Source organism: Microbacterium luteum (assembly GCF_015277875.1).
GTDB classification, from domain to species: Bacteria; Actinomycetota; Actinomycetes; order Actinomycetales; family Microbacteriaceae; genus Microbacterium; species Microbacterium luteum.
This window is the reverse complement of record NZ_CP063814.1, coordinates 2,392,781-2,415,295: the sequence shown is the minus strand read 5'-3', so window position 1 is coordinate 2,415,295 and position 22,515 is coordinate 2,392,781. Positions and strand designations below refer to the sequence as shown.

At 67.6% G+C, this 22,515-nt stretch carries 17 protein-coding genes; 13 read left to right on the top strand and 4 right to left on the bottom strand.

The features are described from left to right. The first annotated feature begins 8 nt into the window (after nucleotides 1–8). The 7 genes from glf to IM777_RS11930 all read left to right on the top strand — a co-directional run bounded on the left by glf (nucleotide 9) and on the right by IM777_RS11930 (nucleotide 9,093). On the top strand, nucleotides 9–1,145 hold the full coding sequence (gene glf, locus IM777_RS11960; RefSeq protein ID WP_194383516.1) for a UDP-galactopyranose mutase: 1,137 nt from the start codon (nucleotides 9–11) through the stop codon (nucleotides 1,143–1,145). Between the two features lie 129 nt (nucleotides 1,146–1,274). Then, nucleotides 1,275–2,399: a glycosyltransferase family 2 protein gene (locus IM777_RS11955; protein WP_194383515.1), complete on the top strand. Its 1,125-nt coding sequence runs from the start codon at nucleotides 1,275–1,277 to the stop codon at nucleotides 2,397–2,399. A 34-nt stretch (nucleotides 2,400–2,433) separates the two neighbouring features. Further along, on the top strand, nucleotides 2,434–3,507 hold the full coding sequence (locus IM777_RS11950; protein ID WP_194383514.1) for a nitroreductase family protein: 1,074 nt from the start codon (nucleotides 2,434–2,436) through the stop codon (nucleotides 3,505–3,507). 3 nt (nucleotides 3,508–3,510) lie between these two features. Then, on the top strand, nucleotides 3,511–4,485 hold the full coding sequence (locus tag IM777_RS11945) for a lysylphosphatidylglycerol synthase domain-containing protein (RefSeq protein ID WP_194383513.1): 975 nt from the start codon (nucleotides 3,511–3,513) through the stop codon (nucleotides 4,483–4,485). After that, on the top strand, nucleotides 4,482–5,711 hold the full coding sequence (locus tag IM777_RS11940) for a polysaccharide pyruvyl transferase family protein (RefSeq protein WP_194383512.1): 1,230 nt from the start codon (nucleotides 4,482–4,484) through the stop codon (nucleotides 5,709–5,711). Before IM777_RS11945 ends, IM777_RS11940 begins: the two co-directional genes overlap by 4 nt. Then, nucleotides 5,708–7,297 (top strand): DUF2142 domain-containing protein, encoded by a 1,590-nt coding sequence (locus tag IM777_RS11935; protein WP_194383511.1) that lies wholly within the window; start codon nucleotides 5,708–5,710, stop codon nucleotides 7,295–7,297. Before IM777_RS11940 ends, IM777_RS11935 begins: the two co-directional genes overlap by 4 nt. A 173-nt stretch (nucleotides 7,298–7,470) precedes the next feature. After that, nucleotides 7,471–9,093, top strand: coding sequence for a hypothetical protein (locus tag IM777_RS11930; RefSeq protein WP_194383510.1), 1,623 nt, complete (start codon nucleotides 7,471–7,473; stop codon nucleotides 9,091–9,093). 13 nt (nucleotides 9,094–9,106) lie between these two features. Here IM777_RS11930 and IM777_RS11925 read toward each other — a convergent pair whose 3' ends face one another. Then, nucleotides 9,107–10,084, bottom strand: coding sequence for a glycosyltransferase (locus IM777_RS11925; protein ID WP_194385547.1), 978 nt, complete (start codon nucleotides 10,082–10,084; stop codon nucleotides 9,107–9,109). A gap of 2 nt (nucleotides 10,085–10,086) precedes the next feature. Then, a complete protein-coding gene (locus tag IM777_RS11920; RefSeq protein ID WP_194383509.1) occupies nucleotides 10,087–11,997 on the bottom strand; it encodes a glycosyltransferase in 1,911 nt (636 codons plus the stop codon). 128 nt (nucleotides 11,998–12,125) lie between these two features. Between IM777_RS11920 and IM777_RS11915 the strand changes: the two genes are divergently transcribed. Both IM777_RS11915 and IM777_RS11910 read left to right on the top strand, forming a co-directional pair. Further along, a complete protein-coding gene (locus IM777_RS11915; RefSeq protein WP_194385546.1) occupies nucleotides 12,126–12,914 on the top strand; it encodes an ABC transporter permease in 789 nt (262 codons plus the stop codon). A gap of 2 nt (nucleotides 12,915–12,916) precedes the next feature. Then, nucleotides 12,917–13,657 carry an ABC transporter ATP-binding protein gene (locus tag IM777_RS11910; protein ID WP_194383508.1) on the top strand — a complete coding sequence of 247 codons (741 nt, stop codon included), beginning with the start codon at nucleotides 12,917–12,919 and terminating at the stop codon, nucleotides 13,655–13,657. On the opposite strand, the gene IM777_RS11905 is transcribed toward IM777_RS11910, so the two are convergent. Both IM777_RS11905 and IM777_RS11900 read right to left on the bottom strand, forming a co-directional pair. Further along, complete coding sequence (locus IM777_RS11905; RefSeq protein WP_194383507.1) at nucleotides 13,645–14,994, bottom strand: O-antigen ligase family protein; 1,350 nt, start codon at nucleotides 14,992–14,994, stop codon at nucleotides 13,645–13,647. The genes IM777_RS11910 and IM777_RS11905 overlap by 13 nt on opposite strands. Further along, nucleotides 14,991–16,391 carry an O-antigen ligase family protein gene (locus tag IM777_RS11900; protein WP_194383506.1) on the bottom strand — a complete coding sequence of 467 codons (1,401 nt, stop codon included), beginning with the start codon at nucleotides 16,389–16,391 and terminating at the stop codon, nucleotides 14,991–14,993. The genes IM777_RS11905 and IM777_RS11900 overlap by 4 nt, the downstream gene beginning before the upstream one ends. Nucleotides 16,392–16,454: 63 nt before the next feature. Between IM777_RS11900 and manA the strand changes: the two genes are divergently transcribed. From manA to IM777_RS11880, 4 genes are all read left to right on the top strand, one after another. After that, nucleotides 16,455–17,618: a mannose-6-phosphate isomerase, class I gene (gene manA, locus IM777_RS11895; protein ID WP_194383505.1), complete on the top strand. Its 1,164-nt coding sequence runs from the start codon at nucleotides 16,455–16,457 to the stop codon at nucleotides 17,616–17,618. A gap of 224 nt (nucleotides 17,619–17,842) precedes the next feature. Beyond that, entirely contained in the window at nucleotides 17,843–18,163 is a 321-nt protein-coding gene (locus tag IM777_RS11890; protein WP_075807113.1) for a WhiB family transcriptional regulator, read from the top strand. A gap of 83 nt (nucleotides 18,164–18,246) precedes the next feature. Then, nucleotides 18,247–21,096, top strand: coding sequence for a glycosyltransferase family 2 protein (locus IM777_RS11885; protein ID WP_194383504.1), 2,850 nt, complete (start codon nucleotides 18,247–18,249; stop codon nucleotides 21,094–21,096). Next, complete coding sequence (locus IM777_RS11880) at nucleotides 21,093–22,502, top strand: DUF5719 family protein (RefSeq protein WP_194383503.1); 1,410 nt, start codon at nucleotides 21,093–21,095, stop codon at nucleotides 22,500–22,502. The genes IM777_RS11885 and IM777_RS11880 overlap by 4 nt, the downstream gene beginning before the upstream one ends. Nucleotides 22,503–22,515 lie beyond the last annotated feature (13 nt).

The following is a 22,515-nucleotide window of genomic DNA, read 5'->3' as shown; positions in this document are numbered from 1 at the left end:
CGCACCATATGGATCTTCTCGTTGTCGGCTCCGGCTTCTTCGGCCTGACGATCGCCGAGAGGGCGGCCGCGGCGGGGCGCAGGGTCACCGTCATCGACCGCCGCCCCCACATCGGCGGAAACGCCTACAGCGAGCCCGAGCCGTCGACGGGCATCGAGGTGCACCGGTACGGCGCGCACCTCTTCCACACCTCGAACCCCGGTGTGTGGGAGTACGTGAACCGCTTCACGTCCTTCACCTCCTACGTGCACCGGGTCTACACGAACCATCGCGGTGTCGTGTACCCGCTGCCGATCAACCTCGGCACCGTCAACCAGTTCTTCCAGGCGGCCTACTCGCCCGACGAGGCCCGTGCGCTGGTGCAGGAGCAGGCGGGGGAGTTCGACGTGAAGAGCGCGGCGAACCTCGAGGAGAAGGGGATCGCGCTCATCGGGCGTCCCCTCTACGAGGCGTTCATCCGCGATTACACCGCGAAGCAGTGGCAGACGGATCCGAAGGATCTGCCGGCCGAGATCATCAGCCGGCTGCCGGTGCGCTACACCTACGACAACCGCTACTTCAACGACACGTGGGAGGGGCTGCCGACGGACGGGTACACCGCCTGGCTCGAGCGCATGGCCGACCACCCGAACATCGAGGTGCGCCTCGACACGGACTTCTTCGATGAGTCCCAGCCGCTGAACAGGGCCGACACCGTGGGCCGGCTCCCGATCGTCTACACCGGTCCGGTCGACCGCTACTTCGACTACGCCGAAGGCGCGCTGTCGTGGCGGACGCTGGACTTCGAGCAGGAGGTGCTCGAGGTCGGCGACTTCCAGGGCACGAGCGTCATGAACTACGCCGATGCGGACGTGCCGTACACGCGCATCCACGAGTTCAAGCACTTCCACCCTGAGCGCGCAGACCGTCACCCGGCCGACCGGACGGTCATCATGCGCGAGTTCTCCCGATTCGCCGAGCGCGCGGACGAGCCGTACTACCCGGTCAACACCCCGAAGGACCGCAGTGGCCTCCTCGCGTACCGCGAGCTCACCAAGGGGGAGAAGGACGTCCACTTCGGCGGGCGTCTGGGCACCTATCAGTACCTCGACATGCACATGGCGATCGGTTCGGCTCTGTCGCTGTGGACCAACAGGCTCGCCTGAGTGACCGGCGGCGCGTGTCGCCTCGGAGGAGGCGTCGGGTAGAATTGTTGCCGCGGCGGGTCGGCTCGGATCCGGACTCGTCATGCGGCGGAAAATCCGCCGCCGCCTCGCGAAAGCTTCCTCAGACACATGCGCATCTTCATCCAAATTCCTTGCCTCAACGAGGAGACGACCCTCCCGCTCGTGCTCGCGGGGATCCCGAAGCAGATCGACGGTGTCGACGAGATCCACGTGCTGGTGGTCGACGATGGCTCATCCGACCGAACCGTCGAGGTAGCACGGCAGCTGGGGGTCGAGCACTTCGTCTTCCACACCCGCAACATGGGCCTCGCCCGGTCGTTCCGCGACGGTGTCGACTACGCCCTCCAGCACGGCGCGGACATCGTCATCAACACCGACGGCGACAACCAATACCCGCAGGAGCGAATCGCCGACCTGGTTCAGCCCATCCTGCGAGGTGAGGCGGACATCGTCATCGGGGACAGGCAAACCAAGACGATCGCGCATTTCTCTGGTTTCAAAAAGATCATGCAGGGGGTGGGTAGCAGTGTGGTGAACTTCGCCGCCGAGACCGACCTGCCCGACGCGGCGAGCGGCTTCCGAGCGTACTCGCGCGAGGCCCTCATCCGACTGAACGTCGTCACTCAGTTCAGCTACTGCATGGAGACGATCATTCAGGCCGGAAACAAGCGCCTGCGTATCGCGAGTGTTCCCATCAAGACCAACCCGAAGACGCGCGAATCGCGTCTGTTCTCGAACATCTTCCAGCACATGGGGCGCTCCGCGCAGGCGATCATGCGCAGCTATGTGATGTTCAAACCACACGCGGTGTTCCTGACCCTGGCAGTGGTGTTCCTGGTCGGTGCGGCGATACCGTTTGGTCGGTTCCTCGTGCTGAGCTTGATGGGGGTCGCCGGGGACCACATTCAATCGCTCATCCTCGGTTCGGCGCTGCTGGTCGGTGCGCTTCTGAGCATCGCGCTCCTCGTCATCTCCGACATGCTGCGCACTAACCGCACCCTGGTCGAGGACGCCCTCGAGCGCATCAAGCAGCTGCAGTATGCGCCGGAGCGCATCGCGGACCCGAACGCGGTGCGTCCTGACGACGCCGCGCAGCATCCGTCGCTGGCCATCAGTCCCCTAGCGGTCGAGACGGTGCTCTCAGGTGCCGAACCGGTCGCCACCATCGCGCCCGAGCACGAACGTGCCGATGACGCCGGGGCGCGCGCCGCGCGCGCCGCGCGCGGCGCCTGACCACTCCCCGCCCCTCCCGCCGACAGGAGTCTGCGTGCTCAACACGCTCAAGCGCATCGCCAAGGATCTGCTCGCGATCACCTGGATCCGCCGGGTCTACGAGTTCGTCAACCGTGTGGTGCTCGAGACGTTCGGCTCGAGCCGCATCCTGACCCACCTGTGGTTCTTCGTCAGCGCGATCACGTTCAACCGCGAGCAGTCCGCCGTGCTGCGCGGTCGCCGCGACTACTACCGCAACAAGCATCGTGACCGCCTCTCGCATGTCGAGCTGCGCCGCAACGTGCACCGTCTCGAGAAGGGCCTCATCATGCGCCCCCGTCGGGATGTCTTCGCACGCGACTACATCACCGAGACCATCGAGTTCTACGAGGAGGCCGTCGCGCAGTTCGCCGCGGCCCCTGGGACCATGGAACAGAGCGAGATGGACTGGGCGCATGACGTGCTCACCGAGTACTTCCGCTCGGTTACGGGCGAGGACGCCACCGTCGACGCCGCACGTGCGCGGTTCGTGGCCGCCGGCTACGCGGGGGAGTTCACGGGCAAGGTGCCGCATCCGAAGGAGCAGCTCTCGAACCTGTCGTACGACGACCTCGAGCGCCTGGTCTCCCAGCGACGCAGCGTGCGCTGGTTCGACCAGCGCCCCGTGCCGCGGGAGGAGATCGACCGGGCGCTCCTGGTCGGACGGCAGGCGCCAACGGCGTGCAACCGGCTGCCGTACGAGTTCCGTGTCTTCGACGACCCCGAATCCGTTCGCCGGGTGTCGTCGATACCGTTCGGGGCCGCCGGCTATGGACACAACATCCCGGCCATCATCGTCGTCGTCGGCAAACTCGAGTCGTATTTCAGCCCCCGCGATCGTCACGCCATCTACGTCGACAGCTCCCTCGCAGCGATGCAGTTCATGCTGGCCCTGGAGACCCTGGGGCTGAGCTCCTCGGTCATCAACTGGCCTGACTTCGAGCCTCTCGAGCGCAAGATGCAGAAGACGCTCGGACTGTCCATGACCGACCGCGTCGTCATGCTGATCGCGGTGGGCTATGCGCACCCGGAGGGGATGGTGCCCTACTCGCAGAAGAAGGAGCTGGACACCTTCCGCCGCTTCAACTGACGCATGACCGAGGAATCCGCTCCGCGCTGGCGACGTCGCGCGCTCCGCTGGGCGCTGACGGTCCTCGTCGTCGGCGTCGTCGGGTACTTCTTCGCCGTCGCGCTGTGGGACAACTGGGATGCGATCGCCGCCGAGCAGCTCGCCTTCAGCCCCTGGTGGATCGTAGCGACGGTGGTATTCGCCCTCGCCGTCCCGCTGACGGGCCTGCTGTGGGGGCACATAGTGCGCGTGCTCGACACCGACCTCGACGGGCGCGTGAGCGTGGCCGAGGCGATCGCGGTGCAGTGCGCCTCGTGGCTGCTCAAGTACATTCCCGGCCAGGTTGGGTCTGTGGTGAACAAGGTCGTCTGGGCGGGTAAGAAGGGCGTCAGTCGTTCGCTCGTGCTCATCACGTTCGTGTACGAGAATGTGTTCCTGCAGTTCGCCTCGATCGTCCCCAGCGCCTTGATCCTGCTGCTGAGCCTGGGACCCGAGATCTTCGGTGAGAACGCGACGCTGCTGGTCGTGCCGGTCCTGGTGCTTGTGCCGCTCGCGGCAGTGCTGTACCCGCCGATTTTCCACCGCCTCGTGAGCATCCCCGCCCGGCGCGCGCTCAAGCGTGAGGTGCCGAAGGAGTACTTCCTGTCCACCGGGCGCACGCTCGCGTACATCGTCGGGTTCCTCGGGCCGCGTGCGCTCAACGGCATCGGCTTCGTGATGATCGCCGCGACCGTCAGCACGGTCCCGCCCGCGCAGTGGCTGCCCTTCGCGGCCGCCTACGTGCTCGCGGGCGCGATCGGGATCCTCGCGTTCTTCGTGCCCAGCGGTCTCGGGGTACGCGAGGCGGTCATCGTCCTCGTCCTGAGCCAGTACATCCCCGTCGCGGAGGCGATCGTCATCAGCCTCCTCGCGCGACTCCTCAGCACCGTCGGCGACGGCCTCGTCGCCCTCATCTACATCGGCATCCGCCGCACCATCCCCAAGGAGTACCGACCATGACCGGTCCGCGGATCACCATCATTGGCTCAGCCCTGTCGGGCAACAAGGGGGCCTCGGCTATGCTCGAAGCGGCGATCCAGTCGCTCGGCGAGCGACTCGACGACCCCCGGTTCACGCTGCTGAGCATGTATCCGCGCGAAGACGCCGCGCAGAACCCGTATCCGAACCTCGAGATCCTGCCAGCGAATCCGCGACAGCTCGGCGTGACGATCAACACGCTCGCGCTTATGTACAGCGTTCTGCCGTTCCTGCGCGGGACGCTGCGTCGCCATTCGCGTGTGATCCGCGCTCTCGCAGAGTCGTCGGTGCTGCTCGATCAGGGCGGCATCACCTTCACCGACGGGCGCGAGAAGTTCTTGCTGTACAACGTCGCATCGATTCTGCCGGCCCTAAACACCCGCACACCCGTCTTCAAGTGCGCCCAGGCGGTCGGCCCCTTCCAGAACCCGATCAACCGCTGGGCGTCACGCACCTTTCTGCCCAAGGCGGCCACGATCGTCACGCGCGGACGCATCACGCACGAGTACGCCGAGGGACTGAGACTGACCAACCTCGTCGCAGGCGCGGACTACGCCTTCTCGCTCGCGCTCGATGGCACCGAATGCCAGCAGGTGTCACGTCATCTCGATCTGTCCTTCTTCGACGAAGACGTGGTGGGCGTGTGCCCGAGCGTGGTGCTGCAGAAGAAGGTCGACGAGTGCGGCGGAGACTACGTCGGGCAGATTGTCGACTTCATCGGGCACGTGCGCGCACAGGGCAAGCGCGTGCTCCTCCTGCCCCACAGCGTGCGCACCGGGACGGACAAGACCCACAACAACGACCTGCCGCTGTGCCGTGAGATCCACGCGCGGCTCACGCTGGGCGACGATCTCCTCTTCGTCGATCGAGAGCTCAGCTCGCAGCAGCTGCGCTATCTGATCGGGCGTTGCTCGTTCTTCGTTGCCAGCCGCTTCCACGCGATGGTCTCCTCGCTGGCGATGGCGGTGCCGACGCTCGTGATCGGGTGGAGCCACAAGTACCGCGAGGTGCTCGAAATGTTCGATCTGGAGGAGTGGGCCTTCGGCCATGACACGCTGACCCCCTCGCATCTCGCCGAGCGCTTCGCCGCCCTCGAAGGGGCGCGCGAAGAGGTCAAAGCGAAGCTCGATGAGCACCTGCCCGGTGTGCGTGCTCGCTCCATCGAACAGGCAGACCTCATCGCGCGACTCGTGAGCACCGATCGATGAGCTCCGCGGCGGAGGCCGCGCACGCCGGTCGCGTCCGTTCGACGTCGGGGGTGGCGGCCTACCGCTGGGCTACGGGGCTGCTCGCTGCGGTGGTGTTCCTGGCGTGCATGTCGTGGGCGCTGGTGTCGGCTCCGTTCACGGGCCCTGACGAGCGTGCGCACTACAACTCCGTCACCCGCATCATGTCAGGGGGTGGCTGGCCTCTCCCGTACGAGGCGCAGATGGAGAGCTGGACCGTCACGGCGGTCACCGAGGCGGGTTGGGGTTATCGGGGACAGCGCGATGAGAGCCCGCCGCTGCCCACCGCGCGGTCGACGATCTTCGCGGGCGGGAACTGGGAGAATCTAGGTAAGGACCAGATGGTTCAGCACCCGCCCCTCTACTACGGAGTCGTCGCGGCAGCTGCGAGCATGATTGGCGATCACGAGACCCAATGGGATGCGGCACAGCTGATGATGCGGATATCCTCAGCAGCCATGCTCGCTGGTGCCATTCCATTTCTGGTTTCTGTCGGCCGACACGTGAGTGGCTCACCGCGAGCCGGCGTTATAGGAGGCACCAGCGTCTTGCTGATGCCGTTCTTCACGAACGTCGGCGGTTTCATCAACAACGACCCGATGCTTGTCCTTACGTGCTCGGCGGCCATCTGCTTCGCGGTACGGGCGCTCTATCGAGAAAAGAAGGCGCGGACGTCGTTGGCTCTGGCCGGCGTCGCGCTCGGCCTGGCGCTGCTCACGAAAGGACTCGCGCTTCTGCTTGTACCGGTCGTCGCGGTGTTCGCTGCAATGGTGGCTTGGCGCTGGCGATCTTGGCCCACACGCATCTGGGTCTTCTTGCTCCCCCTCGTGATTGCGTTCGCCGTCGGCGGCTGGTGGTGGCTTCGTAATCTGCTGCTCCTTGGTCGCATACAGCCGAGCACTCTCGGCGACCGCGAGCGGTCAGCAATCGCACATGAAGGATATGATCTTGGCGATTTCATCATCGGCGCCATTGTGCGCTTCAACCGGACCCTTTGGGGGCGTGGCGCGCGTGACGACATCGCACTCCCGACTCACATCGTGGACGTCGCGGGGCTAGTACTCGTCGGCCTTGTCCTTGTCGCGGTGATCGTCGGTTCCGAACGGCGCGTTCTGGCGCTCCTGTGGACGTTTCCGGTGTTGATAGTCGCAGTCATCTTCGTAAATGCGCACGGAATCTATTGGGACCTCGGGTCCCCTGACAGGGGTATCCAGGGCAGGTACGTGTATGCAGGAATAGCTGCTTTCTGTGCAACATTTGCAAGCCTTGCCGTCATCGTCACGAAACGGTTGAGGGCTGCTATCCGACGGATCCTCGCCTCGATATTCTGTGCGTTCGCGGTTGTCGCCACGGCGTCAGCCCTTGGTTGGGTCCTCAAGCGCTCTTGGGGCGCTGACAGGGCCGCTGCCCTCGCCTCGATCGCGACATCACACGGTGTGGCTCTGACGCTGCCTATCTCAGTGATGGGCGTCGGCTTGGCGGCTTCCGCCGCTCTTGTGACTTTGTTCCTTCTGCCCTGGCCCGTGCGGACAGGCCCGGGGAGAACGACCACCCGCGTGACGAACTAACAGTACGCTCCAATACTGTGTCGAACTACCTTGCCGTCCTAGTAGCGCCCACACAGGAGCGCCGGGTACGGCGCTGGTTGCAGACTCGATCGACGTCGTCCGAGGTTCAGATCATTCGCTTGCGTGCGCGGCGGTCGCTCGTTCTAGTCGGGCGCGGGATGTCTGATTCGGTCGTGGACAATGAGTACTTTCGCGGACACCTCATCGACCACGCGCACGGGCGGATCGTTTTCGGTATCAAGGGCTGGCGCGATGCACCGTCATCGACTCGTGAACGCATCGAGGACGGCGTCGGCGAGTTTGTCGCATGCAGATGGTCACGTGACCGGGTTCGTATCGACCGCGACTACTTCGGGAACGCGCGACTCATGCATACGAGCGCGAAGGGAGTCGTAGCTGTATCCGACTCGCTCTTGTTGCTGACAAGTCTCCGGCGTGTTCTTAGCGCGTCAGTAACGCCCGACGAGGAGGTCCTTGCCGCCCGGGCAGCTCCCAGTCAGATCGCGGGCCAGCAAATCTCACCCCGGACGATGGTTCGAGAGGTGTCGTTTGTGCCGCCTTGGGTCAGAATCGAGCTTTGTGTCGACAGGCTCGCCGTTCAGGAGGTGACACGGAGCGCGGCAAGTATGCTTTCGGCCGGTGAGTCATCGGTGGGTGCGGACCGAGAAGTCCTGAGAGCAACGGCGATCTCGATGACGCGCACGGCTGCTTCGCTGGCGGACTTCGGAAGTTGGCGATCGGTAATCCACCTCTCTGGCGGCCTCGACTCGCGGGCAGTCTTCGCGGCGGTGCACGCAGCGTCCGGGATAGGTGAAGCAGCGTACATCAGTCGGACCAGGTGTGGTGAGGCCACTGAGCGAGACAACGCGGTAGCCCGTCGGCTCGCTTTCGAGTTCGGATTGGTTCCGACCGATATTGATGAAGCGACCGCCTGGCCTATGTTGCGCCCTGCCGATGGCTTTAGGCTGTGGGCAGCCGGACTTGCTGGCGTCTACGATGGTTTCGGCCCGCTTGGCCCGCGTCGGCGGGCGGCTCATGACTTCGAACTCTTCGGACTAGGCGCGGGGGCGCACAAGGGTGCGTGGGGCTGGCGCTCCTTAGATGCTATCCGAGACGCCGCAACCCACACGGGCCCAGTGAGAGACGCTTTGGATGCTCAACTCAAGGTGTCCGCAGCGGGGCTTGGGGTGGACGCGGGCGCGCGCAACGCGAGCGAACTGTATTACTTCGGGTACAGGAACGGCCTGCACTCGGGTGCGGAACACATCGGCCTTCACATGACGGGCATATCGCCCCTTCAGAATGTCGCCTTCGCGCAGCTGGGCCACTCTCTCGGCCCGGACGGCCGATTCTATGGCGAATGCGGCGAGGGCATTCTCTCGCTCACCGCACTGCTCTCTCCTCCTGCGGCGGTCTTCGACTACGACACCCCCCGGCACTCATGGACACTCAATGACGCGGTCAATCGTCAGCGTGACCTTGGCGGCCCACTCAGCGGGCCCGAGACGTCGCCGTATGCGCAATTCGGCGATCCCGAGCGCATTCCGCAGGGCCCATCCCAGTTAGCGCTTGCGATGGCCCGGGCGGCAGGATTTCCGGACGAATACTCGAGCGCCGCGGCGTTGAGATACTCGCAGGAGAACCTCGAGCTTATTGCCGGCCCTTTGGTAGACATTTATCGTGAGGTGATCGCAAACGCTCGTTGGCGGCTTTCTCGCTCTCAGGGAGACTTATTCGCAGCGGAATTGCCACTGGCGCGATCGATGATGCTCGGCCTCTTCCGCGCGGTCAGCTAGAACGCACCTGCACTCAGATCAACGACGGCATGGTCTCGAAGGAACGGTCGCGTGTGATCGATCGTCCGTCGCGCAGTCCTCGCCAGAGGTTGCTCGTGCCGCGAATCGTACGCTCGACAAAGAGGAGTCGAATCAGTTCCTTGCCGAAGGTGAGCGCCGTGCCCACCCCGAACAGGACCGGGTTATACACGCCTTCGGCGCGGTAGTACTTCTTGATGATCGCCCGGTTCCGCATGATGTAGTACCGGTATGCGTCACTTGATGCGTTCATATGCCGCACGCCCATGTCCCACTGCTTGATCTCGCGCGTGCGACGCAGAACGAATTCGTCCACGATCACGGACGTGGTGACCCGTGACGCAAGCCAGCCGTAGAGCTGATCATCCCAGTAGATGAAGAAGCGTGGGTCCGGCAGGCCGATCTGTCGGACGACATCGCGGTGGATGAACATGCCCTCGAAGCATCCCGAGTTCATTTCCTTGAAACCCGAGTCATCGAAGCCCGCGGGCGCGAACGGGATCGGGATGCCCATTCGCTCCGCGATTCGATACTGCCAATAGAACTCGCTGCCGTCATAGTCGTAACGACGGCCCTGGATGCTCTTGAAGCGCGGTGTCCAGTGCCCCATACGCGCGAGCCCATCCGGAATGACCTCGACGTCGTCGTCCATGAGCCATATCCAGGTCGATCCCAGTTCGTATGCGACTCGAACCCCCTCGCTGAAGCCGCCAGAGCCGCCGGTGTTGGTGTCAAGGCGTCGATACACGAGCTCCGTTCCGAGACGCCCCTGGAACGATTCCACGACCTGACTGGTGTCGTCGGTGGAGGCGTTGTCCACGACCACGACATGGCCGGGCTTCGGTTCCATCCTCGCGATGCTCTCGAGTAAGCGGGAGAGAAGTCGTGAGCGGTTGAACGTCACCAGCGCGATCGTCGCGGTCGAAGGGTCGAAATCTGAGATGGGATTGCCGAGCCCATGCGGTGCGGCCATGGTCACTTCTTCTCCTCGAAGGCCGCCCGCCAGGCATCCGGTGAGGTCAACGACGGCAGAGCAGATCGGTAGTCCTCCGCGAGACGCGCCCACTCGCGCCTGAGGCGTCGATGGAGTCGCATGCTCTCGAGGAGCATCCTTCTGTACTTGGCGCGGTCACGGGTGTAGATGGTCTTGCCGGAACCGTCAGCGGTCGTGACGAGTGCGCTGTCCACGGACGGCACGCGCCACCAGTGTGCATCGAGCTTGCTGAACTCGACTTCCGGTTGGTCGATGTTCTCCGGCGCGGGACGATGCAGCCAGTGCCGAAGGAGCGTCGAGGCTGTGAACCAGCGCAGACGCATGCCGCGCGGGCTGTCGAACTCATGACGGCGACCGCGAGTGAAGACCTGGCGCCCTCGACGTGAACGGAGCGGGTCGCCCGTGTCGCGGTGGACCTCGGTCTCCGGGAAGTCCTTGGCGAGGGCGCGCGCGGCGGGCATAGCGGTCGGGAGACTCGGCCACAGGTGTGCAGGACCGGAGAGCACATCCCGCAGTGCGCGATGTCGAAGTGCGACCGGGTAGTACTGCATCATCATCAAGTGCTTCAGGTCCAAACGGCGGCTGTGGCGCAACAGCGTTCCGCCTTCCGGGACGCGGGAGTGCAGCAGACCTGCGACGATGCGGTTGCGCGCGTGAAAGTAGGCCTGCCAATCTATCGAGTCGTCTTTGCCGACCCACGACACGTGCCACAGGGCTACACCGGGCACGGACACGGTGGGTATCCCCGCCGCGCGCGCCCGCAGCGAGTACTCGGCGTCATCCCACTTGATGAAGGCCGGCAGTGCGAGTCCGATCTCACGCAACACCTCGACCGGGATCAGGCACATCCACCAGCCGTTGTAGTCGGAGTCCAGGCGCATGTGCAGCGTCGGCGTCTGGCGAATGTTGCCCTCAGCGAAGTCGTGCGGCATACGCTCCTGGAAGAGCGTGCGCCACATGAACGGCTTCTCGTCGACGACTTCGGCCCAGGCATGAAGCTTCGGGCGGTCAAGAAGGTCGAACATGTGCGCGCCGACGATCGTCGGCACGGCAGCGTACTGGCCGAAGACAATCGATCGTCGCACTGATTCCGGCTCGATGCGCACATCGTCGTCGAGGAGTTGGACGAATCCGCTCTCGGGTCTGTCCAGAGTCTCAGTCATCGCGCGCGCAAAACCGCCCGAACCGCCGAGATTCGCCTGGCGGATGATCTGCAGCGTCTCGCCCAGGCGCTCCGCGAGAGTGGGATACTCGGGCCTGTCGGCGACGAGTTCGGTCCCCTGGTCGACGACGAACACGCGGTCGACGTACTCGAGGACGTCGGGGGCGTCGGCCAGCGCGGTCAGGGTTTCGACGCAGAAATCCGGCTTGTTGTATGTCGTGATGCCGAGGGATGCCTTGCCGGCGCGAATCGCCGCCTGCTCCGTTGTCCACTCTGCGCCCTCGAAGACGACATCCTCGGCGTCGGCGAAGATGTCGAACCAGATCCACCCGCCGTCACCGTACTTGTCGAGAGTCAGGTCGACGTGCGTCGTTGCCGCCCCTTCGACCTCGTTGGTGATGATTCGCTGCTTAATGCCCTCTCCGTTGGAGCGGTATACGAGCACGGTCGCACGGCCGCTCGTTCGCACGGTGAGCGTGATCTCCCGCACGTTCGTCCAGTGCTGCCAATACGACGCGGGGAAGGCATTGAAGTACGAGGCGAAGGACACGCGGCGGCCGGCCGGAATTCGAGCGCGACGTCGATCCAGAACATTCGCTAGGTGTGCGACGCTTGTGACACGCACGGGCTCCTCGTCGATGGTCGCCCAGGTCTCCGGGTCCGCGTAGAGCGGAAGGATGTCGGGATCCCGCTCGGTGGGGAAGACGACGTTCTGCAGAACCTGCGGCAAGATATCTCCGATCGCGCTGGGCTGGACGCTGCGGCGAAGCCGCCGTCGATCCTACCCGGGCATGCTCACGGATCCCTGCAGGTCGCACTCAGTCGAGTGTCCGCGTGCGCCATAGGATCGTGCCTGTGATGACTCGAACCGTCGGTGCGCCGGGGAGCGCACGCCGGTACTTCCATTCCCTCTGGCTGCTGTCGGCGCGGGATTTGAGAGTCCGCTACTCGACGAGCGCGTTGGGATACCTGTGGTCGATCCTCGATCCCCTCGTGATGAGCCTCATCTACTGGTTCGTCTTCACGCAGGTGTTCGAACGGCCCGTGGGCACGGAGCCGTACATCGTCTTCCTCATCACGGCGCTCCTGCCGTGGGTGTGGTTCAACGCGTCGATCACCGACTTCACCAAGGCTTTCTCGAAGGACGCGCGGCTGGTCCGGTCGACGTCCATCCCTCGGTCGATCTGGGTCACGCGGATCATCCTCAGCAAGGGGATCGAGTTCCTCTTCTCCCTTCCGGTGATCGTCTTCTTCGCGGTCCTCGGCGGCGCGACCCTCACGTGGGGCGTGCTGCTCTTCCCGATCGCCGTCATCATGCAGCTTGTGCTCCTGGTCGGACTCGGACTTCTCGTCGCTCCCCTGTGCATGCTGTGGGGGGATCTGGAGCGAACGACGCGGCTCATCCTGCGCGCCCTGTTCTACGCCTCGCCGATCATCTACGGCATCTACGATCTGCCGGGGGTTTTCCCCACCGTCGCGGCGTTCAATCCGCTGGCGGGAATCTTCTCGCTGTACCGGGTCGCGTTCTTCCCCGACCAGTGGGACCCTCTCGCGTTCATCGTCTCGGCCATCATGTGCCTCGCGTTCCTCGTCGCAGGTCTGCTGGTCTTCCGCCGCCTCGAGCCGGCCGTGTTGAAGGAGCTGTGACGATGAGCGAGCAGTCCGCGATCCGCGTCGACGGGCTCGGCGTGCGGTTCCGCCGGAATCGTCGGGGTCGCCGGAGCCTGAAGGATCTGTTCGGTGGTGCTTCGCGGCGCAGCCGCCCCAACGAGTTCTGGGCTCTGCGCGATGTGTCCTTCCATGTGCGCCCCGGCGAGTCGATCGGAGTCGTCGGCCGGAACGGGCAGGGGAAGTCCACGCTCTTGAAGCTCGTCGCCGGAGTGCTGCTTCCGGACGAGGGATCTGTCAGCGTCTACGGAGGAGTGGCGCCCCTCATCGAGATCACGGGTGGTTTCGTCGGCGACCTCACCGTTCGCGAGAACGTGCGACTGACAGCCGGACTCCACGGTATGCCGCGCGCTGAGGTGAACCGCCGGTTCGACGGCATCATCGAGTTCGCGGAACTCGAGGACTTCATCGACACGCCCTACAAGCACCTCTCGAACGGGATGAAGGTCCGCTTGGCCTTCGCGGTGGTCTCCGAACTCGACGAGCCGATCCTGCTCGTCGACGAGGTTCTCGCCGTCGGCGATAAGGCGTTCCGGGAGAAGTGCTACGCGCGGATCGACGAACTCTTGGCCGGAGGACGGACGCTCTTCTTCGTCAGCCACAACGAGCGCGACCTTCGGCGCTTCTGCGAGCGCGGGCTGTACCTCAAGAAGGGGCGCCTCGAGCTGGATGCGAGCCTCGACGAGGTGCTCGACCGATACAACGCCGACTACCCGGCCTGACCCCTGGAAGGGCCGGGTTCGGGCCCGAGATCCGGAAGACCCTCCGGGTCGAGCCCGGGCGATTCCTCACCGCTGCGGAGGCGGGCGCGCCACGACCGGGACTGGCCGGCGCGCACCGCGCACAGCACGAGCATCAGCCACCCGAGGCCCGAGAGGGTGAACGATTCGAACATCGAGTCGATGAGCAGCGTCACGAGCATCAGCGGCGTCCAGGCGTAGACCACCGAGCGTCGCTCGCTCGCGTCGAGCCACGAGCGCACCAGCGCTGTGCTGCACAGCGCGAGGAAGATCAGCAGCCCCACCCAGCCCAATTGCAGCAGCACGTCGAGGTACGCGTTGAGGCCGCTCGCGTGGTCGGCGTTCAGCACGTAGTTGAGCGCGTTGAAGGGCCATTCGGTGTCATCCCACGGCCCGTACCACCCCTGACCTTCGATGGGGGCGAACCGCACGTAGTCGACCATCGTGTTCCAGAGCGTCACGCGGGTGGAGAAGTCGGTGCCCGCGCCGAGGAACGCGACGATCGGATGCCGCGCGACGTATCCGATCACGAGCCCGATGATGACGACGCCACCGAGGAACCACTGCACCGCGCCGCGACGCTCGGCTCGTGTGTGCCGAACCCACGCGAGGGCGGCGACGGCGGCTCCCACGCCGACGGCGAGCACGAGCACGGTGGGGGAGTCGCTGAAGAACCCCAGCGCCCCCGCGAGCACCACCGACACGACCGACACGCCGACCCGCACCGACTGCGTGCGGTACTCGATGAGGAACGTCACAAGCGCCATGACGGCCACGAACCCCAGCAGGTTGCGCGTGCCGAAGATGCCCTGGATCGACCCCTCGGTGGCGATGTTGCCCTGCACGCCGAGGAACCGGAAGGGTACATCGAGAAGGATGCCGGAGAGGATCTCCACGACGAGGGAGGCGCCCAGCAGCACGCGGAGCACATCGCCGAGCGCCCGCACGGTCTGCAGCGTGTCGCGCACGTGGCCGATCACGATCGCGAGGAACGCGATGCCGGCGAGCGCCACCCAGTTCCACCAGGTCTCCGAGGAATCCGAACTCCAGAACGTGCTGGCGAGCGCCCACGCCACGAAGAGCACCACCGAGACCGGCACCAGTCGCAGGAGCGAGATCTCACGGCGCCGCGCCAGCAGCATCCCGAGCCCGAGCACGCACAGGCCCACGATGATCGTCACGTACGAGACGAGACCGGCGGTGCGCTCGATCGCGAAGGAGGAGAAGACCGCCCCGAGGGCGGCCAGGGTATAGGCGCGCGCGAACGGCGCCGAGGCCAGCAGGCCGGTCAGCCACGCGGTGCGCGCGGCCGGTGTCACGGCTCCTGCTTCATCAGTTCGCCCCGCTCGATCGCGAGGCGCTGCTCGATCGGCCCCTCGCCGATGTGCGGCGACTGCTTGATCTTGAACGCGAACATGACCACGAACATCCAGCCCCACAGCATGAGCGGATTCGACTCCGAGAAGCCCTGCACCAATAGCACCGCCCCGGTGAGGGTCGGCAGCAGCGACAGCGCCGAGTAGGGCCGGTCGGCCCGCAGATCCCAGCGCGGACGGTCGACGGCGAAGAACCACGACCGCCACACGAAGGCGAAGGAGGCGAGGCCGATGAGCACGAGTCCGATCACGCCGAGCTGGAAGAACACATCCACCCACATGCTGTGCGCCTGCATCACCGTCTGGTCGTGATCGATGATCCACCCGTCGATGCGCGCCTCCCACGGCACCCACGGCGTGGAGTAGCCCCACCCGGCCCACGGGCGCTCGCCCGCACGCGTCAGCACCGCATCCCAGATCATCTCGCGGCCGGTCAGGTCGGAGTCGCGCCCCAGCGCGGAGAAGATCAGGTCGCGGCCGAACCACAGCGTGAGCCCGCCGCTCAGGCCGATCACCGCGTAGGCGACGTAGTACTTGGTGCGCTCACCCGGTCGCTTCGCGGTGCGCATCAGCAGCACGGTCGCCAGCACCAATGCTGCGCCGGCGAGGCAGAGGTAGGCGGTCGCCGAGCCGGCACGGAGAAGCAGGTAGCCCGCGAGCACGATCCAGAACAGCTGCCCGTGCCGCTTGGGGCTCTGCGACGCATAGCGCACGGCGAACACGATGATCGCGAGCGCGGCGACGATCCCGAGCAGGTTCGCGTTTCCGAAGACCCCCTGGATGCGCCCGCCGTCGAACAGGTTGTCGCGCGACCAGTAGACGATCGGATCGACCCCCTCCGGCGCCTCCGCGAACTGCGGCATGACCGGATGCTGCAGCACGACCGACACGAACAGCTCGAACAGCAGCGACACCGACAGCACCCACTGCAGCGCCGACGAGATCGCGCGGACGAGCTCCTGCCAGGTGAGCACGCCCCCGACGAACAGGGCCTGGAAGGTCGTGAGAGCCAGGAGCGACCACGTGATCGCCGTCGCCGCGGGCCACGCCGACCACAGCACCGACGCCGCCGCGAATGCGACGTAGACCAGCGCATACCAGGGGAGGCGCCGCCACTGCACCGGCGGGCGGATCGTGAACCACAGCGCAACCGACACCAGGGCGGCGAGCACGGTGATCGTCGAGGCGATGGGCACGCCGAACGCGTTCGCCCACGAGACGCCGCCGATGGCGAGGGTCAGCACGAAGATGCACCACGCGCGCAGCAGCAGGTGACCGGTCTTCTCGCGGGCGGGGGCGGCCGGCGGCGCCGACACCGGGTGTTTCGTGTGGACGGCCATCAGGTGTTCAGGGTACCGGGATCCCGGGTGAAGACGCGGTGTGCGTCGCCCTAGTCTGGAGACGTGCTGGTTCCCCTGACGAACGCCCCCCGCGACTACGCCTGGGGCTCGACCGATCTCATCGCCCGCCTCGAGGGTCGCGAGCCCACCGGGCGGCCCGAGGCCGAGGTCTGGCTCGGCGACCACCCCGGCAACCCGGCGGTCACCGCCGACGGCCGCACCCTCGACGCGTGGCTCGCCGAAGAAGCCGGCGCCGCGGGAGCCCCGGCGAAGCTGACGTTCCTGATGAAGCTGCTCGCGGCCGGATCGCCGCTGTCGATCCAGGCGCACCCGTCGAAGGAGCAGGCCGAGGCGGGCTTCGCGCGGGAGGAGCAGGCCGGCATCCCGCGCGACGCGGGCCACCGCACCTACCGCGACGACAACCACAAGCCCGAGCTGATCGTCGCCGTCAGCGACGAGTTCCTGGCGCTCGCCGGCCTGCGCGCACTCACCGACACCCGCCGGCTGCTCGCGCTGCTCGGCCCCGCGGGCGCGGTGCTCTCCGCCCGCCTCGACGACACCGATGCGGAGGCGTCCCTTTCCGCCGTCATCGCGTGGCTGCTCTCCGGCGAAGCGCAGGATGAGGTCGACGCGCTGATCCGCGCCGCCCTCGACGCACCCCGCGGCGCCGGCTTCGACGCCGAGCTCGATCTCGTTGCGCACCTGGCGCACGCCTACCCGTCCGACCCGGGTGTGATCGTGGCGATGCTCATGAACCTCGTCTCGCTCGCACCGGGAGAGGGGCTCTACGTGCCCGCCGGCGTGCTGCACGCTTACGTCGCGGGGCTCGGGGTCGAACTCATGGCCGCCAGCGACAACGTGCTGCGCGGGGGTCTCACCCCGAAGCACATCGACGTCGGCGAACTCGTCTCGGTGCTGACGCCGTCGCCTGGCCCGGCGCCCCGCGTCGAGGCGGAAGAGGTCGGCGAGGGCCTGTGGCGCTATCCGACCCCCGCGCCCGACTTCACGCTGCGCCGGGCGGATGTGGCGGCCGACACCCCGGTGCGGGTGCCCGTCGCCGACACCGCGATCCTGCTCGCGACGGCCGGCGAGGTCACGGTCGAGTCCGCGGGAGACGACCTCGCCCTCACGCCCGGTCGGGCCGTGCTCGTCACCCCCGACGCCGAAGGCGCGGTGCTGCGCGGCACCGGCACGGTGTTCATCGCGTCAACGGGGTTCATCGCGTAGACCCGATCTCGCCGCACCCGAGGGCTCGGCCGCGTAGCCGCATCCGACCGCCCGGCTTCGTGGCCGCATCGTGATCTGCCGCGACATGCCGACGGCGCGTCGCGAAGCTTCAACCCGGGGGTGAGGCTTTACGATCTGCGACTTGACCGTGAGGAACTACACCTGTGTAATTATTCCCAACACGCGGACCGGCGTGGGGGGAAACCACGAGGTGGGAGAGCAAGATGACGGGTTACCGTTCCGGCGTTCCCGAGAATTGGTTCGTCGATCCCGTACAGCTCGGCGTGCCGGGCGTGCGACGTCCAGCCGAGACCGACGACGAGAATGCACTCGCGTGGCAGACAGACGCGCTGTGCGCCCAGACCGACCCGGAGGCGTTCTTCCCGGAGAAGGGCGGCTCGACGCGCGACGCCAAGCGCATCTGCACCTCGTGCGATGTGCGTGACGAATGCCTCGAGTACGCGCTCCAGAACGACGAGCGGTTCGGCATCTGGGGTGGCCTGTCCGAACGAGAACGGCGCAAGCTCAAGCGCCGCGCGAGCTGATCCGCCACTGCCGCCGCGGGATGCGGCGCTCCCGGCGCGTGCGCGCGACCCTCGTCGCGCAGCCCGCATAGGCTTACCTGGCCATGCCCGCCCGTGTCCATGCCCTTCTCGTGGTGCGCCCCGACGGTCGTCCGTCGGCCGCGTTCCACCTGCGGCGCACCCTCGCGGCGCTGAAGGAGCAGCGGCGCCCCGTCGACGCGCTGACGATCGTGATCTGCGGCGAAGACGCCGCCGTTCGTGAACTCGCGGCCTCATCCGGTGCGGAGTCGGTCATCACCGCCTCCGCCGGCACCTCCTTCGCCGCCGCCACCACCCTGGGCACCCACCGCCTCGACGGCGACGCGGTCTGGCTGCTCGCGCAGGACACCGCCCCCGAGCCCGACGCGCTCACCCGCCTCGCCGGCGCCCTCGAGCTGGCGCCCTCCGTCGCCTTCGTCGCTCCGAAACTCGTGCGGTGGGAGGACCGCTCCGAGATCGTCTCGCTCGGAGTGTCGATGACGGCCACCGGGCGCTCGGTGGGCCTCGCCGACGACGAGCTCGACCAGGGGCAGCACGACGTGACCCACGACGTGCTCGGCTCCGACGTGCGCGGCGTGCTGGTGCGATCCGACGCGTGGCGTGCCCTCGAGGGGATCGATCCGGCCCTCGGCGGCGCCGACGAGGGGCTCGATCTCGCGGTGCGCGCGCGACTGGCCGGCTCGCGCATCTCGCTCGTTCCGACCGCGCTCGTGGCCGTCGCCGGCGACGGGGTCGCGGGCCTGCCCGCCCCGCGCAACGGCCGAGCCCGGCGCCGCGGGGCGCGCGCGGTGCGCACCGCCCAGCTGCATCGACGCCTCGCCTACGCGCCCGCTCCGGCGGTGTTCCTGCACTGGCTCTCGCTGCTGCCGCTGGCCCTGTGGCTGTCGGCGGTGTTCCTCGTGCGCAAGCAGCCGGGCCTGGTCTGGCCGCAGTGGGCCGCGGCGGTCGTCGTCGCCCTGCGCGTGCCCGCGATCGCACGGTCACGCGGCCGCATCCGTCGCACCCGCCGGGCGTCGTGGGCGCAGATCGCCCCGCTGCGGTTCACCGGACATCAGTTGCGCCAGCGCCTGGACGAAGACCGCGGCGTGGTCGATTCCGCGCCGGTGCGCGGCGAGCTGGGCTTCTTCACCAAGGGCGGCGCGTGGCTCGTGCTCGCCGCTCTCGTGGTCTCGGTCGCCTCGTTCGCGAGCCTGCTGGCGTGGCCCGTGCTCGGCGGGGGAGCGCTGCAGCCCCTCCGTGCCACCGTCGCGCAGCTGTGGGCGGATGCGACCTTCGGCCTGCGCCCCCTCGGCTGGGAGACCATCGGCGCCGCCGACCCGTTCTCGGCCGTCATCGCCGTCATCGGCTCGCTGTCGCCGTTCGAGCCGTCGCACGCGATCGTCGTGCTGTGGATCCTCGCGCTGCCGCTCGCCGCCCTCGGCGGCTGGTTCGCGGCGGTGCGCGTGACCGATCGCGGTTCGCTGCGGGTGATGGTGGGGGCACTGTGGACGCTCGCGCCGATGTTCCTCGTGGCCCTCGTCGACGGCCGGCCGACCGCCGTCCTCGTGCACCTGCTGCTGCCGTGGCTGTTCTACGCCGGCTCCATCGCGCATCGCACCTGGGTCGCCTCCGGGGTGGCCTCGCTGCTGCTGGCCGCGGTGGTCGCGTGCGCTCCGTCGCTCGCCCCCGCCTTCGCCGTGGTGTGGACGGGCGCGATCATCCTGTCGGTCGTGATGCGCGGCGGAAACGGCGTCGCGCGGCTCATCTGGCTCGTCATCCCGACCGTCGTGCTCTTCGCGCCGTTGATCGTCGACCAGGTGCGCACCGGCGACGTGTTCGCCCTGTTCGCCGACCCCGGGGTGCCGTGGGCGGGCCCACAGGTGGCGGCCGATCCGGCCGGTCGGGGCTTGCTTGCCGCCGGCATCCCGACCCCGGACATGGCGGGGTGGCAGGAGTTCCTCCCCGGCGTCGCCACCTGGTGGGTGCCGCTGCTGTCGGCGCCGGTGGCGGTGCTCGCGCTCTTCGCCCCGCTCACCCAGCGCTGGGCCGCCGGCGTGACGCTGCTGGTGATCTCTGCGCTCGGATTCGGCACCGCCTTCGTCGCGGTCGGCATCGTCGTCATCTTCGACCAGGCGCTCACGATCGCCGTGTGGCCGGGGAGCGGGCTCAGTCTGGCGTGGATCGGCGCGGTCGGCGCGGCGGCGGTCGCCCTCGACGCCGGGCTCGCGCCACGGCTGTCGTCCGCCCGCGGATCGATCGCGATCGCGGCTGCGCTCGCGCTCGTGCTGCTGGCCGTGCCGTCGCTGACCGCCCTCGCCCGTGAGGCCAGCCTGCTCACCAACGGCCCCGAGAGCACCCTGCCGGCATACGTCGCCGCCGAGGGCCGCGACGACCCCGACGTCGGAACCATCCTGCTCACCCCGCAGTCCGACGGCGGACTGTCGGCCGAGATCGTGTGGGGCGGCAGCGAGACGCTCGGCGGACAGACGACCCTCCTGTCCACCCGCGCCGTGCCGACGGCGGCCGATCGCGAACTCGCCGACATCGCCGTCGATCTCGTGACCTCCACCGCCGACGACGCCGTCGACCGGCTCGCCGCGCACGGCGTCGGCTTCGTGCTGCTGGCGCCCCCGGCCGACCCCGACGCATCCGGCGCTCGCGAACTGCAGCTGTCGGCGACAACCGCGCTCGACCAGCGCAACGGCCTCGACCCGGTGGGCGACACCAGCAAGGGCGTGCTGTGGCGCGTCGCCGACGAAGTCGCGCCGCGCGCAGCCGCACCGGCGTGGGTCGCGCAGATCGCCGTCGTCGTCGGTGCCGCGCAGCTGCTCGTCGTCGTCATCGCGCTGCTTCTCGCGCTGCCGACCGCCGCATCCCGCCGTGGCGCGCGACGCACCTCGCGCATCGTCGGCCCGTACTGGCAGGAGGGCACATGAGCGACAAGCGCACCTTCCGCTGGGCGACCACCAGCGCCCGGATGCTCGTGGGCACCCTGGTCGGGATCGGCTTCGTCGTGGCCGTCGTCACCGCGGTGTCGGTGCCGTGGCCGCAGATCGACCGCACGGCGCCGTCGATCCAGGAGCGTCCCGCGGCGGAGGAGAGCATCGCCGCGTGCACGGGCGATCTGCTGGCCACCGGGCGCGACGTCGAGGATGCGGCCGGCATCGTCTCCGCCGCGGACTCCACCTTCACGCTGGGCACGAGCGAAGCCGACGCCGATCCCGAACTCACCGCGCTTCCCGCCCCCACCCTGGGCGAGGAGGAGAGCGCCGTCGCCCTGGTCGCGGAGCCCGACGGCGAGGACCGCGTCGACGTCGCAGCCGCCGGCTCCGCGACCGTCGCCGACGAAGACCTGCGCGGCTACGCCGCTTCCCCCTGCCGGCCGGCGCTGATGGAATCCTGGCTCGTTGCGGGATCCACCGCCACCGGCTCCGCCGACCTCGTGCTGCTCTCCAACCCCGGCGATGTCGCGGCGACCGTGCAGCTGACCGTCTACGGCGCACAGGGCGCGATCGAACCCCCCGGCGGCGCCGACGTCGTCGTGGCAGCCGGCAGCCAGCGGATCATCCCCCTCGCCGGGCTCATCCTCGGCGAAGCCAGCCCCGTCGTTCGCGTGACCGCCGTAGGCGCGCCCGTGCACGCATCCGTACAGTCCAGCATCACGCGGGGCCTCATCGCCGGAGGGGTCGAGCAGACATCCGCCGTCTCCGCACCGCAGACGAGCCAGGTCATCACCGGTGTGGGCGTCGCCGACGAGCCGGAGGACGACGAGCCCGGCACCGTGCTCCGCCTGCTCGCGCCCGTCACCGACACGACCGCGACGGTGCGGGTCACCGCATCCGACGCCCTGCAGTCGGTCGTGGTCGAGCGCACCATCGAGCTGACGGCGGGCATCCCGACCGAGGCGGAACTGGGCGGCCTCGAGGTCGGTCAGTACACCGTCGAGGTGACCGGTGAGGTCGAGCTGCTCGCCTCGGTGTGGCAGGCGACGGGATCGGGTGAGGCGGCCGACTTCGCGTGGTACATGCCGGCGCCCGAACTCGGCACGCCGAGCACGTTCGCCACGCCGGCGGGTCCCGAGCCGCAGCTCACCCTCGCGAACGTCACCGACACGGAGATGACCGTCGCGATCGCCGCGATCGACGGCTCGGACGAGCAGGAGGTCGTCGTCGCCGCGCGCACGTCGACCACGCTCCGGCTGACCGCGCGCATGGTCTACAGCATCGACGACGGCGGCGACGGCATCCACGCCGGCCTGTCTTTCAGCGGCGACGGCGCGCTCGCCGGTTACCCGGTGTGGCCGTCCGAAGCGGCCTCCGACGCGATCACCGTCTACCCGTGAGCCCGCAGGCGGA